The organism is Clostridium sp. KNHs205, assembly GCF_000702945.1.
Taxonomy (GTDB): domain Bacteria; phylum Bacillota; class Clostridia; order Lachnospirales; family Lachnospiraceae; genus Anaerocolumna.
This window is the reverse complement of sequence record NZ_JNLE01000003.1, coordinates 3,672,445-3,689,750: the sequence shown is the minus strand read 5'-3', so window position 1 is coordinate 3,689,750 and position 17,306 is coordinate 3,672,445. Positions and strand designations below refer to the sequence as shown.

12 protein-coding genes are annotated in these 17,306 nt (G+C 37.6%); 3 read left to right on the top strand and 9 right to left on the bottom strand.

Going from position 1 to position 17,306, the window contains the following annotated elements; genetic code table 11:
* Nucleotides 1-36: 36 nt before the first annotated feature.
* The 5 genes from BR73_RS0115175 to BR73_RS0115155 all read right to left on the bottom strand — a co-directional run bounded on the left by BR73_RS0115175 (nucleotide 37) and on the right by BR73_RS0115155 (nucleotide 6,840).
* On the bottom strand, nucleotides 37-3,240 hold the full coding sequence (locus BR73_RS0115175) for a DEAD/DEAH box helicase (RefSeq protein WP_033166222.1): 3,204 nt from the start codon (nucleotides 3,238-3,240) through the stop codon (nucleotides 37-39).
* A 122-nt stretch (nucleotides 3,241-3,362) separates the two neighbouring features.
* Nucleotides 3,363-3,707 (bottom strand): hypothetical protein, encoded by a 345-nt coding sequence (locus BR73_RS0115170; RefSeq protein ID WP_156034733.1) that lies wholly within the window; start codon nucleotides 3,705-3,707, stop codon nucleotides 3,363-3,365.
* 121 nt (nucleotides 3,708-3,828) lie between these two features.
* On the bottom strand, nucleotides 3,829-5,151 hold the full coding sequence (locus BR73_RS0115165; RefSeq protein ID WP_081848676.1) for a D-alanyl-D-alanine carboxypeptidase family protein: 1,323 nt from the start codon (nucleotides 5,149-5,151) through the stop codon (nucleotides 3,829-3,831).
* Nucleotides 5,152-5,447: 296 nt separating this feature from the next.
* A complete protein-coding gene (locus BR73_RS0115160) occupies nucleotides 5,448-5,789 on the bottom strand; it encodes a hypothetical protein (protein ID WP_033166220.1) in 342 nt (113 codons plus the stop codon).
* 13 nt (nucleotides 5,790-5,802) lie between these two features.
* Nucleotides 5,803-6,840: an asparaginase gene (locus BR73_RS0115155; protein ID WP_033166219.1), complete on the bottom strand. Its 1,038-nt coding sequence runs from the start codon at nucleotides 6,838-6,840 to the stop codon at nucleotides 5,803-5,805.
* Between the two features lie 929 nt (nucleotides 6,841-7,769).
* Here BR73_RS0115155 and BR73_RS0115150 point away from each other — a divergent pair.
* Nucleotides 7,770-8,516 carry a D-alanyl-D-alanine carboxypeptidase family protein gene (locus BR73_RS0115150; protein ID WP_033166218.1) on the top strand — a complete coding sequence of 249 codons (747 nt, stop codon included), beginning with the start codon at nucleotides 7,770-7,772 and terminating at the stop codon, nucleotides 8,514-8,516.
* Here BR73_RS0115150 and BR73_RS0115145 read toward each other — a convergent pair.
* Together BR73_RS0115145 and BR73_RS0115140 are read right to left on the bottom strand one after the other, a co-directional pair.
* Complete coding sequence (locus BR73_RS0115145) at nucleotides 8,479-12,711, bottom strand: 2-hydroxyacyl-CoA dehydratase (protein ID WP_033166217.1); 4,233 nt, start codon at nucleotides 12,709-12,711, stop codon at nucleotides 8,479-8,481. The two genes, BR73_RS0115150 and BR73_RS0115145, sit on opposite strands and share 38 nt — an antisense overlap.
* 178 nt (nucleotides 12,712-12,889) lie before the next feature.
* Complete coding sequence (locus BR73_RS0115140; RefSeq protein WP_033166216.1) at nucleotides 12,890-13,459, bottom strand: hypothetical protein; 570 nt, start codon at nucleotides 13,457-13,459, stop codon at nucleotides 12,890-12,892.
* Between the two features lie 252 nt (nucleotides 13,460-13,711).
* Here BR73_RS0115140 and BR73_RS0115135 point away from each other — a divergent pair, with 252 nt between their 5' ends.
* Nucleotides 13,712-14,275, top strand: coding sequence for a GPR1/FUN34/YaaH family transporter (locus tag BR73_RS0115135; protein WP_033166215.1), 564 nt, complete (start codon nucleotides 13,712-13,714; stop codon nucleotides 14,273-14,275).
* A gap of 52 nt (nucleotides 14,276-14,327) precedes the next feature.
* Nucleotides 14,328-15,344 (top strand): phosphotransferase, encoded by a 1,017-nt coding sequence (locus tag BR73_RS0115130; protein ID WP_033166214.1) that lies wholly within the window; start codon nucleotides 14,328-14,330, stop codon nucleotides 15,342-15,344.
* On the opposite strand, the gene BR73_RS0115125 is transcribed toward BR73_RS0115130, so the two are convergent.
* Together BR73_RS0115125 and BR73_RS0115120 are read right to left on the bottom strand one after the other, a co-directional pair.
* On the bottom strand, nucleotides 15,326-16,138 hold the full coding sequence (locus BR73_RS0115125) for a DNA glycosylase (RefSeq protein ID WP_033166213.1): 813 nt from the start codon (nucleotides 16,136-16,138) through the stop codon (nucleotides 15,326-15,328). The two genes, BR73_RS0115130 and BR73_RS0115125, sit on opposite strands and share 19 nt — an antisense overlap.
* Nucleotides 16,139-16,433: 295 nt before the next feature.
* Complete coding sequence (locus BR73_RS0115120) at nucleotides 16,434-17,018, bottom strand: AAA family ATPase (RefSeq protein WP_033166212.1); 585 nt, start codon at nucleotides 17,016-17,018, stop codon at nucleotides 16,434-16,436.
* Nucleotides 17,019-17,306 lie beyond the last annotated feature (288 nt).

Here is a 17,306-nt window from a genome sequence, read left to right as displayed (position 1 = left end):
AAAATTGCAGATTGGATATTGGTTATTTAAATAATATTAGCTGAAAATATCCTCCAGCTCTTCTTTCGTAAGAGAATTAATAAACACCTCCTGTGACTGTATTACAGAATCAGACAGGTTTTTCTTCTTAAGCTGAAGTTTATATATCTTCTCTTCTATCGTACCTTTGGTTATCAGTTTAATTACATGTACTGAATTCATCTGCCCAATGCGGTAGGCTCTGTCAGTTGCCTGGTCTTCCACTGCCGGATTCCACCAGGGGTCATAATGAATTACAGTATCCGCTCCCGTTAAATTAAGCCCCGTACCACCGGCCTTTAAGGATATCAGGAATACTTCTCCTTCTCCTTGATTAAAGCGTTTGACAAATTCATTGCGTTCCTTAACTTTTGTTGAACCTTCCAGGTAGAAGCTTTTGATGTTACTTTTCTCAAGTTCATTCTCTATGAGAGATAACATGGAGGTAAACTGGGAGAATACCAGAATTCGGTGGCCGTTGGCCAGACAGTCCGTTATAATTTCCATCAGCAGCTCCAGTTTACCGCTGCCTCCGGAATAATTCTCAATAAAGGTGCCGGGATGGCAGCAAATCTGTCTCAGCCTGGTAAGGGCCGCCAGGATTTTCAGCTTGCTCTTTTGCAGGCCTTTCTCCTGTATTTCCAGATTAATCTCATTTTTAGCATTCTCAACATATGCCATATAGATTTTTTTCTGCTCATCCAGCATATCCGTAAGCATTTTGGTCTCTACCTTATCCGGCAGTTCAAGAAGTACATCCTTTTTCATTCGTCTTAGGATAAAGGGAAGGATTCTTTTATTTAAATCCTCTAATACCCCTTCCTCTTCCCGCATTATTGGTTTTTCATATTGATTCACAAATCTTGCATGATGGAATAAATAATCCGGCATTATGAAATCAAAGATTGACCACAACTCTGACAAGGAATTCTCTATGGGAGTACCGGTTAAAGCAAAACGGTGTTCCGCTTCTAGTAATTTTACTGATTTGGCATTAAGGGAATCAGCATTTTTAATATACTGAGCCTCATCGATAAATACTGTATGGAAACAATGTTTTTGATAGAAATTAATGTCCCTGCGGATTAAGGGATAAGAGGTTATAAGTACATCCGTCTCTTCATTATTTTCTATCATTTCCTGTCTTTCCTTCGGATTACCGGTTACGACTGTAGTACGCAGCATCGGCGCAAAATTCTCTATTTCGTCCTGCCAGTTATAGGTCAAAGAGGAGGGGCATACTATAAGGAATTTCTTTTCAGGTTCAATTTCTTTAATGGCAGCAATAAAGACAATGGTCTGCAAAGTTTTACCAAGACCCATATCGTCAGCTAAGATACCGCCAAGCTGATTGTTTGAGAGGGTTCTAAGCCATTTATAACCGATTACCTGATAACTCCTAAGCTCGGCTTGTATTCCCTTCGGTATTTCGTATTCAATACTGTTGGGATTAATAATCGCTTCTACCAGACGATTAAAGCTATCCGATTTAACTACCTGATATTTACTGGTACTCAGAACATTATTCAGATAGATAGCAGAGCTCTTTGGAATATTGACAGTCTCCCCGTTCATATCACCGGCAACGCCAAGGTTATTAAGGATTTCCCAGATACCGGAGATATTTTCATCCTCAAGATTGATAAAGCTTCCGTCTTTTAAACGGTAATATTTCTTCTTTAAACGGAAGGAGCGGAACATGTCCTTTAATTCTTCACCGGGAATTTCCTCGTAATTCAGATCCATTTCCAGCAGATTCAAGCCATTGCTTACTCTTAAACCGGCTTTCATGTTACCTGGAGTCTTAATACCAATCTTTTTGAAAGTTTCGGAATAATATAATTCACAGAACTCCGCCAGTTCCTTGATGGAGCCGGTTAGAAACTGATAGATTTCATCATCGTTTCTCATGACAAAACCATGCTGCTTCGGCTGAAAACCAAGCTTCTCCAGGAATTCTATGCAGTTCTCCTCTTTTGCAGGCTGTCTTACAATAATAAAATTGTCTATGGGTGCATTGTCAAAGGCATTAAATTCGTAGGTACCATAGCGGAATTTAAGCTCCGCATGGACATTGTTCTTATTCCTGTCCAAATAAACAACAGGTTCCAGATCCGCAACGATAAAACGGTCTTTAATTTCTTTTGGTACGTTTAATTTCAAGGTCTCAGTAATTCGAGGCAAAACAGACTCTAAGAATTTATTCTTATTCTGTCCCTTAAACATCAAGGGTTCCTTATTTATACCAAGGTTGTTGTAAAAGGGAAGATAATTGTTTAAGAAACGCTTACTTGGTTTGTACAGACAGTCCTTAAAAAATAACAATTCTCCAGACTGCATTACAGGGATAACACCGCTGCCTTCCGCATAATCCATAACAATTCCATCTTCTATCAGGGATAAATCATAATTGAGAACCGGATTGTCCTGGGTAAATACTACATCCTCATAAGTCTTTCCGTACAGATCCAGAGTAAATTTCATTCCCTCCATAAGGTTTAAGAGCCTGAGCAGCATATTTTTTGTAAGCATGACATTGGTCTTTGAAAACAGCCTGGAGTAGAACAGCTTGTCTATACCTTCCTGTATCTCATAGATTTCCATTATATAATCCAGTATCTTCTGTGACTGCTTGTCAAATTTACTTTCACCGGGTAAGAACTTAAATTCCTTACCTATAATAATTGCTTCTTTGTTGTACATATCAGACAGGAATTTCTTTGCTGTCTGGACTTTGTAATAATGATGATTTCCCACTCGAAGGGATAACATGGCGGCATTCATATCATTTCTTATAATATTCGGAATTGATAATGTCGGCTTGATATGAAAGGTCTCACCTTTCGTTATAGCATCTTCCTGATTATTGAAATAACCAAGTATCTGGTATACTAATTTCTCTTCCGGACTTTCCGGTTCCTCCATTAAGGAACGTTCCACATAATTGAGCACGAAAAACAGGGCAGCAACCACATGGCGGCAAGCCCCGTTATCTTTTATGTGTTCCGGACAATTACATTTATTATCAAAGGACCCGTCCTCGAAAACCTGGATTACAACCTGATATTCAAAGGTATCCTTAACAGTAATACGATATTGATTTTTATGGGCTGACCAGGTCGCGTTCACAATGCAGTTCTGTTTATAGTCCTGCAAGCCTCTTGCATATACCGTTTCACTGGCGGCCAAATTTCTGATTCCCATTCTGGATAACCGTATCATTTCAGACTCCTTCTTCTGTCCATTCTTTGCATCCCTATATTATAACACATAACAAAATACTTTGTTAAGTATTATCCGCTGAAATTCCAAAGAAAAAACGAAAAAAAGAGCTTTATTTTCCACTAAAAGGATTCCGTACAATATTCTGATATGGTATTATTATTTGTACTGTTCTCAAGAACATGTTGTCTGTCCTTTAACATCAAAGTAATTCCCCTTGCCAGGCTAACAAATAAACCAACGAATGGTATCAGCATAAGTCCTACTTTTTCACTTCCGATAACTATATAATATAATTCCCATACAAAAAATAACAACGACAGCACAGCATATAGAAAGCCTATTTTTAAGGTATGATATTTACAGGCTTTTTGAGCCATGATTTGCCTTTTCGCAATTCCTTCATTCTGTGTATCTTGGCATGCGTACAAATCAGGATGTTGAAAAACGTCTTTTTGTTTTTTCACACGAGTTCCCCCTTTTGCTTTCCTATGTATATTAGACGAAGCAAAAGGAGAAAAAGTTTCAGAATTTCGTCACAAAAATGAAATATTTTTGACATAGTTTTTAAAATGGTAATAAAAAGTATCATTTTATGCATTGCCATAAGCTGTATAACTTATCAATACAATATGTAAGATCAATCTCTTCAACAGTATTTTTCGTTAGTATAGGAATTTCGGCAATCAGATCATCGCCAATATAATACTTTGCAGTACCGACTTCCGTGTCACACATAATTGGTGCTTTTAATAGTGCTGGCAGTGTATAATCAATTTTGACCTTTTCTCCCTCTCTCATGAGAAGTGAAATGTCTCCCTCATAATAAAGATTGGCATATTTTTCTTTTCCCTTTACTACTGCTACCGGATCGAATTGCTTATCGGCATAGAATACCTGCTGTATTTCGTAATTATTTACGCCATAATCCATTAAGGATTTGGTATCTGCCCATTTATAATTTTTATGAGGAGGCCATCCGGAGCCTAATACGGAAGAGACAAAGGTCTTCCCGTTTCTTTGCACTGCACCTACAAAGCAATAACCAGCTTTTCCTGTAAATCCGGTCTTTATGCCAATAGCTCCATTATATATGGTTAGGAACCTGTCTTTATTGTTTACTGAGAACCCTCTTCCTTTGTTTATTTCTGAGAATTGCCAGGAAGGGGTATTAATAATCTTAACGAAGGTTTCATTTTCAATGGCATAGCTGGCAATTCTGGACAGCTCTACGGCAGTCGTATAATGACCGACGGCATCTAACCCGTTAGGAGTTACAAAATTTGTGTGCTCACAACCCAATTCTTTCGCTTTGGCATTCATCATCATTGCAAAACATTCCACCGAACCACCTACATGTTCTGCAATTGCAACTGCCACATCATTGTGGGATTCAAGCATCAGAGAATATAATAAATCCCTCAGATAAAATTTTTCACCGGCCACAGCATTTAATTGTACATCAGGCATACTGGCAGCATATTTAGAAATAGTAACCACATCGTCAAGATTAGCATTCTCTAATGCAATGATACAGGTCATTATTTTTGTAGTACTGGCCATGGGAAGTTCTTCGTAACCATTCTTTTCATAGAGAACCCTGCCATTGCTGGCATCAACCAGAGCGGCAGCTTTGGCAGTGAGACTGGACTTCTTTATTCCTTCTTCCTCGGTTACAGAATCCGTTTCTGATTTATCCGTTTCTCCTTGATTTTCCTGCTTGATTTTATCAATTTCCTGAGCAGTTAACCCGTCATCTGCTGATTTATTCTTTTTGCTGTTTTGATTATTTATTTCCTTTAAAACAACCCTGTCTTCCGTTAATTGCTGCAATACGCTTTCATATTGTGCTGCAGAAAATACCAGGATTACAATAAACGCTGCAGCAATTCCTATAATACGATTTTTCATATCGGAAAGCATCCTATGATGTACTTATCATTATTCTATTGCATGCACTTCGAGGATATCCCATATTTTATAAGAAAATAAGCCGGACGAGATTATTTTTATGACCTTTCTTTTATGTTGCATTTATGTTTTTGGTTTTATTACTTCAATAAAAATGATAATGCATTATAAAAAGCATGCCCCAGTATTCAACACAAAAGCGAACCGGTCTGCAGATCTAAAATTCCTATGACAATTCCATAAATCAAGGCTGTTACTGTTTGTTCAAAGATAAAGAATACACAAATAGTACTTTCTTATTTTGATAAATTGATAAAGCAAAATAAGAAAATTATTACCGCAGATATAATAAATTTAACCATATGATGAGATAAATTAAGTTTCCCGTGGAGTTTGTAGCCATTTAATATGGAGGCTATATGTATTAATATAAGTCCTAAACTTAAAAGGATTACATAAGGTAAGAACAACTTAAGAATTGCCAGGGATGACAGAAGGGTTAATATACCTCCTGTTATCATTAGTATTTTTTCCTTGGTTACACTTGCCCCCTTATCCCCGGAACTTTTTAAGGAAGCAAATATCAGCAAAAGACTGTATATTGTAACAAATACTATATATATACTCTTAATTAGCATCCCTTACCTCCTCTTATTCCGAATGATATCTGACAGCCAGTTCTCCGCATAGATTAGCCTGTAACAATTTGACCAGTTCCTCATAATTATCCGTACAGCCAATAGCCCACATAAGCTTTGTATAAACAGCTTCTGTAGTCATATCAAAGGCTGATAGGATACCATTTTTCTTAGCTGTCATACCTACCTCATAGGTATCCAGATTAACACCGTCGTAAACACACTGGGTAGCCATGATTACAGGTATTTTCTTGCTGACGAGCTGATCGATCTTAGCCATCAAGTCCTTATTGTCTACAGGCATACCTCCAAGACCATAGCCTTCAATAATAACCCCCTGGTATCCGCCCTGCATGATATAATCTATTAGTGAAGAATCAATCCCCGGAACCATTTTCAGAACAAATATTTTAGGGATTTGCTTATTCCTTCGGTCCGGTATTATTATATCTTCAATTTTCTCAGCTTCCTTCATCACCGTGTATTCATGGGTAATAAATAATTTATTATCCTTTATTATTCCAACATATGGATAATTACAGCTGATGTAGGCATCTCTATTGAGGGAACTTCTCTTGTAAGCTCTTGTCCCATTTATCACTTTGTCATGGAATACTACAACTACACCTTTTAATCTATCATCACCGGCTACTATAACCGCATCCCTGAGATTCTTGCCGCCATCACTATCCTTATAAGATAATGGAATCTGGGAACCGGTCAGTACAATAGGTTTACCCACTCCGGCAAATAAATAGGAAAGCATTGCAGCACTGTAAGACATGGTATCTGTTCCATGCAGTATTACGATACCGTCATACTTATCGATGCTTTTCTTTATGGAATCCTTCACAATGTACCAGTCCTCCGGCACAATATTGCTGCTGTCCTTATAAAAGACTGCTTCAATGTCTATGATATATTCACCTGATAACTTTAATAATTTTTCATAGAGAAGTCCTGATACATCTTCCCTGCTTGGGCTTAATCCCCCCGCTGTCATAAAACTTAATATGGTTCCGCCTGTTGTTAGAACAAGTACCCTTTTCAAGGTCTTTCCCTCGCTTCTGCTTTATTTAATAACTCAATACTTAAAATGTATTATATGCCAAGGGTTATTGATTTGCAATTAATTAATTTCTGTTTTATATAACTGCATCTAAGAAATGCATGGTGAGTTAAGAAATGATCACATAAATGGTCACATTTCAAAGAGGATATACTCATATTCTTAAGCTAAAACTTTTTATACCACAGAAGTAACAGTTATACTTCATTGATACCTTTTTAATAAAAGACCAATAATAGCATTAAAAAGGATGATACTATTAAATATAGGGTTATTATCTTTCTATCATTTAAAAATATGCTAAGTTATTATATTTGACCATGATTATATGCCGTGTATATACCATTTTAATCCATATAATTGCACCAAAAACATAATTCAAGGTATACCTAATAATTTCATAAGAGAATCTTAAGGTTTCATAAGAGCTCTTTAAAACACGTGGGCATATCCATCTGCTATAATAGGAGCATAAGTTGTATGGAGCTTTATCCTTGCTTGAGTAAATTAAGATGTATTAGGTTTATTTCTTTTTATTAGGAAGCAGAGAAGCTGACATTCAATTTATATATGCAAAAATAAATATAGGGCTATCTTACATATTAGTTATCACTGTCTGTATTCCATTCATATCTATATTTGTTTTATATTTATATGTGAGCATTATAGCACAGATGGAGTAATGTAAATTATTGAAAGGATAATTAAAAACCCTGATTTGTGTCAGTACCACATCTGCAAGCAGATGCAGCATGTAATGAGAACCAGTGTATTAGAAGTAAGCAACTACTGTATTTGTGTGATGTGTTAAAGTGCGAAATGATAGTTAGTTTGAGAGCAAGGAACTGTTTTCAACTACTGATTCAGGAATATCAAATCGAAGATTTCATATTCGCGAAAGAGGTTATATTATGAAGAAAATTAAACTGGAGAATAAGAATATACATAAAGGAAATCTCATTCTTGTAAATGAGGAGCATCCTATAGAAGAAAAATATGCAGCCAATGACACTGCACTGGTTGGAATCGATTTCTGGAATCAGAATATACTGTTAGATTATGTAGCTGCAAAAGAACTCTCCCACCTTTTAACAGAATTAGAATGCGGCAATGATATCATACCGGTTAAAGGTTATGAAAACACCGCATCCGTTCATCCAATTAAGGATAGTGAACACAGTACAGGTCTTGCTGTTGACTTGTCTGCAAATATTATTAATAAGACCTCGATGATGTCCGGTTTTCCAAAGAAAGGAGTCTGCAAGGAGTTTCGAAATATTGCCTCAAAACATGGATTTATTGAACGCTATCCGAAAGCCAAAGAGGATGTTACAGGTGTAGAATACCAACCCGGCCACTTTCGTTATGTAGGCTACCCCCATTCAATTATCATGGAGGAGCTGGATATTACCATGGAAGAATATCTGAAAGTAATCGAAGATTATTCCTCTAATAATAAGACTTTAAGCTATCGGGATAAAGACAATCTCTATGAAATCTACAAAGTAAAAGCAGATACAAATGAATCTACAGTTGTAGAAATGCCGGATAATATCCCTTTTACCGTTAGCGGAAACAACATTGACGGCTTTATAATGACTCTAAAAAAAAGAGTCAGCCTTAATCTGTTTGCAAAGCAACGGAAAGTAATAATTTAACCCTGTTAATCTGATTGACCTGTGAAATTCCGGGATCATAATCGATAGGCATAATATTTGCCGACGGATACTTCTCTTTTAATACCTTAAACATGCCTCTCCCGGTAATATGGTTTGGCAGGCAGGCAAGGGGCTGGACACAGAGAATATTGGGCACTCCATTTTCCAGGTTGTGTATCATCTCTGCGGTTATCAGCCACCCTTCCCCTGTCTGGTTACCAAGGGAGAGAAACTCCTCAGCCTTTCCTGCTAACTCCTGAATGGAGGACGGCGGCAGGAAACGGCTGCTTTTTTTCAGTTCTTTTACAATAGTCTTGCGGTAATAGGATATATATTGAATTCCAAGACTACAGGCATTCATCGTGGTTTTCTTGCCGCTGAGATAACGGTGTTTGAATTTGGAATTATAGAGGGAATAGAAAAAGAAGTCCAGGAAATCCGGAAGCACCACTTCTGCTCCACCCTCCTCCAGGGTCTTAATAATATCATCGTTGGCCATTGGGTGATATTTTGCAAGTATTTCTCCCACTATGGCAACCTTTGGCTTGCGGGCATCTGTTACCGGAATTGCTTCAAAGGCTTTCACAATGTCAGTTACATTCTGATCAAATTGAAGTTTACTCCTGTTTCTGACATTTATCTTAACTCTTTCTTTCCATAATTCAAAGACAGTCTGCGAAGCTCCTTTATCTATTTCATATGGCCGGGTGCCATAAAGCAGTCTCATAAACAAATCACCGTAGATTACTGCCATCATCATTCTTTTCACAAATACCGGTGAAAGGTGGAATCCAGGCTGTTCATCCAAACCGGCTACGTTTAAGGAAATGATAGGTACCTTTTCAAAACCTGCCTGTCTTAATCCAAGCTTTAAGAAGGACATATAATTCGTAGCCCTGCAGCCTCCACCTGTCTGACTGACTATGACTGAGGTGTTATCAAGGTCATATTTACCTGATTTTAATGCTCCGACTATCTGACCGATTATGAGCACTGCCGGATAGCAGGCGTCATTATTCACATAACGAAGTCCTTCTTCTATGGCTCCATTGTCTTTATCCGGAAGTACCTCCATCCGGTATCCGGAGGCATGGGCGGCTTCTCTGATCAATTCAAAATGAATTGGTGCCATTTGAGGTGCAAGAATGGTATGAGCTTTGCGGTTTTCTTTGGTAAAGGGCTTTTTCTGGTATCCATAATTATAACTTTCAGTAATTACGCTGCTTTTCTTCCGCTCTTCTGATGCTGCTATCAGCGAACGGATACGGATCCTGGCTGCGCCTAAATTGGCACCTTCATCAATTTTAATCAGGGTATATTGCTTTCCCATGGAATTTAAGATTTCAATTAACTGGTCTGCAGTAACAGAATCCAGGCCGCAGCCAAAGGAATTCAGCTGAACAAATTCAAGGCCTTCTATCTGTCCCAAGGCTTCCGCTGCCCTGTAAAGCCTTGAATTAAATGCCCATTGGTCCACTACGCGAAGCTTGGAACGCAACGGAACCAGATGGGAAATACTGTCCTCCGTCAACACTCCAAGACCATAGCTTTCTATCATCTCCGGAATACCATGATGGATTTCCGGATCCACATGATAAGGTTTACCACAAAGAACAATACCCTGCTTACCATTCTTCAAAAGATAAGCAACGGCTTCTTCTCCTTTGCGTCGGATATCCTCCTTAAAGGCTTCGAATTCTTTCCTTCCTCTCATTACTGCTTCTTTTACCTCCTTAAGAGGTATCTGGTATTCCTCCTTTAGTACTTCATACATATTTTTAGCCAGCTGGTTATCATCATTCATATTTAGAAAGGGTGAGATGAAAGTAACACCTTTGGCAGCTTCAATATTATTCTTAAGTACTTCTCCATAGGATATAACAATAGGGCAATTAAAACAGTTATCTGCATCTTCATATTCTTTTTTTTCATATACCACAGAGGGATAAAAAATGGTATCGATTCCTTTTTCAACCAGGTCAATGATATGGCCATGTGTTAACTTTGCAGGGTAACATACAGAATCGGCTGGAATACTGTCCATTCCTTTCTGATATATCTCCTTTGAGGAAGGGGAGGATAATACTACCCGAAACCCTAAGAAGGACAATAAAGTAAACCAGAAAGGATAGCTTTCATACATATTAAGAGCTCTGGGTATGCCAAGGGTTCCTCTAACCGCCGATTCTTTTGAAAGGGGTTTATAAGCAAAGAGTTTCTTGTATTTATAAGCATAGAGATTAGGAATCCTGTCTTTCGTACCATTAATCTTTCCTAAGCCTTTTTCGCAGCGGTTACCGGTAATGTATACCTGATCCTGTCCAAGGTGATTAATGGTTAATAGACAATTATTGCTACAATGCCGGCATCTGGTGTTATCGGTCTGTATACGGAAGTCGGTGAGCTGTTCTTTGCCTATTAAAGTACTTCTGTGTCCTGCCTGATAAGTATCCCTGGCAAGAAGAGCTGCACCATAAGCACCCATAAGTCCTGCTATTTTGGGGCGTAATACTTCCCTTCCTGTAACCGCTTCAAAGCATCGGAGGACAGAATCGTTCAGAAAGGTTCCGCCTTGTACCACAATGTGTTTGCCCAGTTCCTTTTCATCTCTTAGCTTAATAACCTTATAGAGGGCATTCTTGATAACAGAATAAGAGAGTCCGGCAGAAAGGTCTGAAACTTCAGCTCCTTCCTTCTGCGCCTGCTTCACCTTTGAATTCATGAATACTGTACACTTGGTTCCAAGATCCACTGGCTCCTTTGAATACAACCCAAGGCTTGCAAATTCGCTGATGGAAAGATTCAGTGACTGAGCAAAGCTCTCTAAGAAGGACCCACAGCCTGAGGAGCAGGCTTCATTCAGCAGGATATTGTCTACTCGCCCGTCCTTTAGCCTTAAACATTTCATATCCTGCCCGCCAATATCCAGAATAAAATCCGCTTTTGGTTCAAAGTGCCTCGCCCCTCTTAGATGTGCGATAGTTTCGATTTCACTCATATCCAGATGAAAAGCACGCTTTATAAGCTCTTCACCGTATCCGGTAACACAGCCACCGCTGATAGTTACATCCAAAGGTAACTGGTCATAAATCTCTTTTAATAAAGCAGCTGTTTTTATAACCGGGTCCCCGGCAGATTTGGTATAATAATCGTTTAGCAGTTCTCCGCCGTTTCCAATAAGAACTGCTTTTAGTGTGGTAGAACCTGCATCAATCCCAAGATATACATTACCCGTATATTCTGCAAGGGGCATTCGTTTACAATCACACTTTTCATGACGTTTAAGAAATTTCTCGTAATCCTCAGAGGAGGTGAATAATGGTGCAAGGGTGTTGGTTTCTTTGCTCTGTTTTAAGGCTTGTAATCTTTCTTCCAGATCCTTTAAGTTAATAATTTCTTCGGTTTCAAATTTCTTTTCCTTTAAGAGCAGAGCTCCGCCAATAGCGGGAAAGAATAATCCATCAGCAGGCAGAAAAACCTCCTCGGGATTTAGTGTTTCTATAAATCTTTTTCTAAGCTCCGACAAAAAATAAAGGGGACCTCCAAGAAAGGCAATTTTCCCTTTAATAGGCTTACCCCAGGACAGACCTGTTGTAGTCTGATTAACCACCGCCTGAAAAATGGAGGCTGCAATGTCTTCTTTTCTGGCTCCGTCATTTAACAGTGGCTGAATATCTGTTTTGGCAAATACACCGCATCTGGAGGCAATGGGATAGATGGTATGGGCTTTGGCGGCATATTCATTTAAGCCTGCAGCATCTGTATGAAAGAGTGCCGCCATCTGATCAATAAAGGAACCTGTCCCACCGGCACAGCTGTTATTCATGCGCTGTTCAGTAACCGGTTTTAAGTAAGTAACTTTGGCATCTTCTCCTCCGAGTTCTATTACCGTATCTGTCTGGGGAAGATATGTCTTAACAGCCTTTGTGCAGGCGATAACCTCCTGTTCAAAAGGCAGAGAAAGCCATCTGGACATGGATAATCCGCCGGAGCCTGTTATGATTACCTTGCAGGGGATGTCGCCCATGTGGGTTCTGCAAAGGGAAACCACCGATTGAATGGTGTTCTTTAGGTCGGACAGGTGTCTTTTGTATTCTTTATACAGAATACGGTTTTCTTCGTCTAATACTGCTATCTTAATCGTAGTTGATCCTATATCCAATCCGATTCTGTAATAATCTGATATTCTGTTCATGAAAATAACCTCCGAATTTCCTGTTCACTAATTATCGCCTGAAAACAGCTTTTACTTTATTAACATAAAGTCTTCTATAATTATGAACAGAAATTCGGAGGTCATTCATTTCTAAGTAAATCTATTACAATCATTAATATGCTGCTGATTGTATAATTATAAGATTCTTACTGGTTTTTTAGTAAAGAGCTGTTAACATATTGCTTTTATCAATATGAATATAACTGATTTTCTGAGATGTTACATCAAAATAAGCTTTTCCTTCTATACATAATTTTGAGTTATGCTGATTCTTACCGGTAAAGCCTATATAAACACGAAAGGTATAATGCCCTGTACTATCTTTATCTTTGCTTATTTCAATATCTTTCAGAGACAGCTTACATCCGGATTTTAATGCTTCAAAGCAGGTCATGGATAAACGCTGCCTTACAAAGGAATCATATCCGTCTACAGTGAAGTAGTCATTAAAAGCTTCCATTTCCTTCACCGGAAAAGCCTGTGTTCCATTCCACTTGCTGGCTGTTATTGCCTCCTGCATTGCCTGCCAGTTATCGTACATTTGAATCATATTCTGGTCCGGTTCAAAGATACGTATTATGACCTCTTTCAGAACGGCTTTATCATTCTTCTCGGCAGACTTTGCGGTATATGGAAAAATACCGTTGGTAATGAATACAATTAAAATAAATAGCTGTGCAAATACCAAAAATCTGATTTTATTTTTATTCCTGTTATATATTTTCATATCAACACCCGTGCCTTTCTCACAATGAAACAATCACAGTTTCGATACAAATTTATTTGTTGGTTGTTTTATGCTAAATATTATATCCACTTTTGGCTATTATACTCATTTTAGGTTCAAAAAACAAAACAAAGATTTTTGTTGAAATCACGCGAAATAAATGTTAACATATGTCGGAGTGCTCATTTCAGCCCTTTAGATATGGCTGTACCTGTCACTGAATCAGAACTTATGAAAGGATGTTAACAATTAATGTCAACACAATCCACACAATCTTCCATTGCAAATCCGGGACCCCTTGGTCTTCTTGGATTTGGTATGACTACCTGTCTGTTAAATCTACATAATGCAGGTTTTATTCCCTTATCCATTGTTATTGTTGCAATGGGCTTTGCATTGGGCGGCGCTGCACAGATTATTGCAGGCATCATGGAATTTAAGAAGGGAAACACCTTTGGTGCCACTGCATTTACGGCATACGGCTTTTTCTGGTGGTCATTGATCCTTATCTGGACCAATCCTATGTCCCTTACAAATACCGCAGATAAAACCAGTATGGGATTTTATCTGGGCTTATGGGGTGTATTTACACTCTTTATGTTTATTGGAACCTTAAAACATAACCGCATTACACAGATCGTATTCGGTTCACTTACTGTACTATTCTTCCTTTTAAGTGCAGCTAATTTTACAGGTTCTGAAGCGATTCATACAGTAGCAGGTTATGTAGGAATCTTCTGTGGACTTTCTGCAATCTACAATGCAATGGCACAGATAATAAATGCAGAATTTGGGAAAACTATCATGCCTGTTTAATTACTTTCTGCTATTCAGGTAAAAAGTTAAATGCAATGGAATGGAGGTAATCATGGAAAAACAGATACACGATATATTTAACGATGATATTCTTAAGAAAGCTGCCGGACTCTACGATATGGACAACGAAAGCCTAAAGAAAATCGGAGGTTTTGAGAATTATGTGTACGGTTATAGCTTAAAAGACAAAGAGTATATTCTTCGAATTACTCATAGCTCTCACAGAACAATAGGTATGATGAATGCTGAATTGCACTGGGTTAATTATCTGTCCCTCATGGGTGCTGATGTCAGTCAGCCTATAGCATCTAAAAACGGCTTTTTAGTTGAAAAAATACCGTCAGGATCGGATGATTACTTCCTGACCTCAGCATTTGAAAAAGCACCTGGTAATCACGTAAGACCCCAAGATAAAACAGATACTCTTTATGAAGAATGGGGTCGTTGTATCGGTAAACTTCATCGGCTTACCAAAACCTATGAAGCTGATAAAGCTTATCCCTTAAGGCCTTCCTGGTATGAAGACCCTGTCTTTTATAAAGCAAAGGATTATCTTCTTCCGGAAGATTATTTTATTGCTGATAAACTCTTTCAATTGACAGAAAGCATAAAAAAACTGCCTAAAGATAAGGACAGTTATGGTTTAATCCATACAGACGTTCATTCCGGAAACTTTTTTGTAGATAACGGTAAGATTACAGTCTTTGATTTTGATGACAGTTCCTACCAATATTTTATCAGTGATATTGCTATTGCTCTGTTTTATACAATGCTTAATATAGAGGATGTGAAGGAACGAATAGCTCATTCCTATAACTTCTTAAATAACTTTCTAAAAGGATATCGTAAAGAAAATGCACTGGCGGATTTCTGGCTTGATACACTTCCGGACTTTTTAAAATTAAGGGAACTTGAGTTATATGTGGTAGTCTATAGAAGCTGCGATATGAATAATCCCGGTCCTTGGGAAGCGAATTACATGAAGAACCGCAAAAAGCTGATAAGCAAGAACATCCCCTTTATAGGGGAGGAACTTGATTTTTCTTCACTTTACAGTGATCGTATGTAATAAAACATATATTGCTGAACAATGCCGGCATATCCTTTGTATCTATCGGTTTCAAATTGATTGTCATATATATCCTTTAAGATCCGTTCAATCCAGACATCAATTGGAAAAGCATCAATTTGATGAAGTCCGTATAAGGCTACACAATTTGCAACCTTGATGCCGACTCCCGGCAATTTCATCAGTTCTTTTACAGCCTCCTCAAAGTTAAGATTTGGGAGGCTGTTTAAATTAATGTCTCCATTTATAACAGCTATAGCTGTTCCTCTCACGTATTCATCCCTGTATCCTAAACCAGTTTCTCTTAAGGATTCTTTACTTGCCTTTGATAATACCTCTGCTGTAGGGAAGGTATAATAAACATTGCCTGTAGAAGTATCCTTTCGTTCCTCTCCAAACTTCAGGGATAGTTCCTCTACACAGCGTTTTATTGCAGGTATACTTTTTCTCTGAGAAATGATAAAGGTTATAAGTATTTCAAAAAGCTCCTGTTTCAGAATTCTAAGACCATAGCCGTACTCAGCTGCTTTTCTTAAGAATTCATCCTCACCGGAAAAAAGTGTGCCTACAACCTCTTCATAATCATAGTTCAAATCAAAGTATTCTTTCCAGAATTCTTCATATTCTCCTGAACCACAGGATAGTTCAACTCGTTTAATGTCCAGTTGTTTTAGGTGCAAATATCTGTTTCCTGCAATCAGCGAAAATTCAGAATCATTTAGTCTGTTCATTCGAAAACACTGACCGGAGGAAGCTATGTGTTCTAATATAAAATTACTGTTCTCAATTATCAATTATATGTCCTCAAATCTCATTAATATCATGCCACTACACGTGTAGAAAACAGGTATTAGCAGTAATGTAATCCAATCATTTCGAACACTACAGGAGTAGAATTCCAGCTTATTCCTCTCTTGATATACAAATCCTTACTAATAAATCATTATGAAATGATAAAATTACTTATTACAACGTAATCTATATATATTTTAGTCGTTTATTGTAAAATTTGCAACTACATGGCTTAAATTACCGGATATTTCATTTTCTTTTTCTATTAATCCTCAAAAGCTCTTTTATTTATTATATTTATTCCTCCAGCTGCTTTACACATTCACTCATGGAATTTGTGAACTCTTCATCAGAGGAATTTTTAAATATCAATAGATCATCGACTGTTTCAATATCATCTAATTCCGTAGGTATATTAAAATTACAGCCTGCAATATACTCATCCCAGTGTTCCAATTTCCAGGTATCTCTGTCTGAGTTTCGTCTGATCATACGTTGTTTACAGACTTCAATACTAGTTTCAACCCATACGACCACTAACCTTGCATTTTTCTCCCGCAGTTTCTCTTTTAAGTCTTTCATATAAGCTTTATCTCTGATTTCTCTGGTAAAAGGTGCATTAATCAACGCGATATCATCATAATCCAGTGCCTCCAATGCTAAAGCCACTATGGTCTCATATTCGTAATTCCGTATATTTTCTTCAAAGAAATCAGAGCTTCTATTATATTCCTCTCCTGCTACTTTAAATATTTGTTTTGAAAGCAATATCAAAGTATCTTTATCCAGATAGACCACATGCTTTAAGGCCTTGCTGAGTTCCTTTGATACAAAGGTTTTACCGCAAGCCGGTGGTGAAGTGACCAATATTAACTTTTTCATTTATACTCCCATCTGTGCACTTAGGCACTAAAGAATTTTTTAAATAATAATGATAGTAATTTTACCTCAAATTCTATTATATGGCAATACCTGTACTAGACTGGATAGAACAATACTATAAAGTGAGAATAATTCTTAAATTTACTTAGTGTACATTTCCATTAGGAAAAATATATAGTATAATAGCAATACGCAAAGCTATAACTGTTTAGGACAAATTTACTTGATGTAGATGGCTATGGATGAGAATCAAAGCATTTTCTAAATCCTCTCTTCTCTTATCTGGAT

Bases quoted from the DNA above. Each gene is read 5' to 3' on its own strand.
- BR73_RS0115175 (WP_033166222.1), bottom strand. From the start codon at position 3,240: ATGATACGGTTATCCAGAATGGGAATCAGAAATTTGGCCGCCAGTGAA.
- BR73_RS0115165 (WP_081848676.1), bottom strand. From the start codon at position 5,151: ATGAAAAATCGTATTATAGGAATTGCTGCAGCGTTTATTGTAATCCTG.
- BR73_RS0115160 (WP_033166220.1), bottom strand. From the start codon at position 5,789: ATGCTAATTAAGAGTATATATATAGTATTTGTTACAATATACAGTCTT.
- BR73_RS0115150 (WP_033166218.1), top strand. From the start codon at position 7,770: ATGAAGAAAATTAAACTGGAGAATAAGAATATACATAAAGGAAATCTC.
- BR73_RS0115145 (WP_033166217.1), bottom strand. From the start codon at position 12,711: ATGAACAGAATATCAGATTATTACAGAATCGGATTGGATATAGGATCA.
- BR73_RS0115140 (WP_033166216.1), bottom strand. From the start codon at position 13,459: ATGAAAATATATAACAGGAATAAAAATAAAATCAGATTTTTGGTATTT.
- BR73_RS0115135 (WP_033166215.1), top strand. From the start codon at position 13,712: ATGTCAACACAATCCACACAATCTTCCATTGCAAATCCGGGACCCCTT.
- BR73_RS0115130 (WP_033166214.1), top strand. From the start codon at position 14,328: ATGGAAAAACAGATACACGATATATTTAACGATGATATTCTTAAGAAA.
- BR73_RS0115120 (WP_033166212.1), bottom strand. From the start codon at position 17,018: ATGAAAAAGTTAATATTGGTCACTTCACCACCGGCTTGCGGTAAAACC.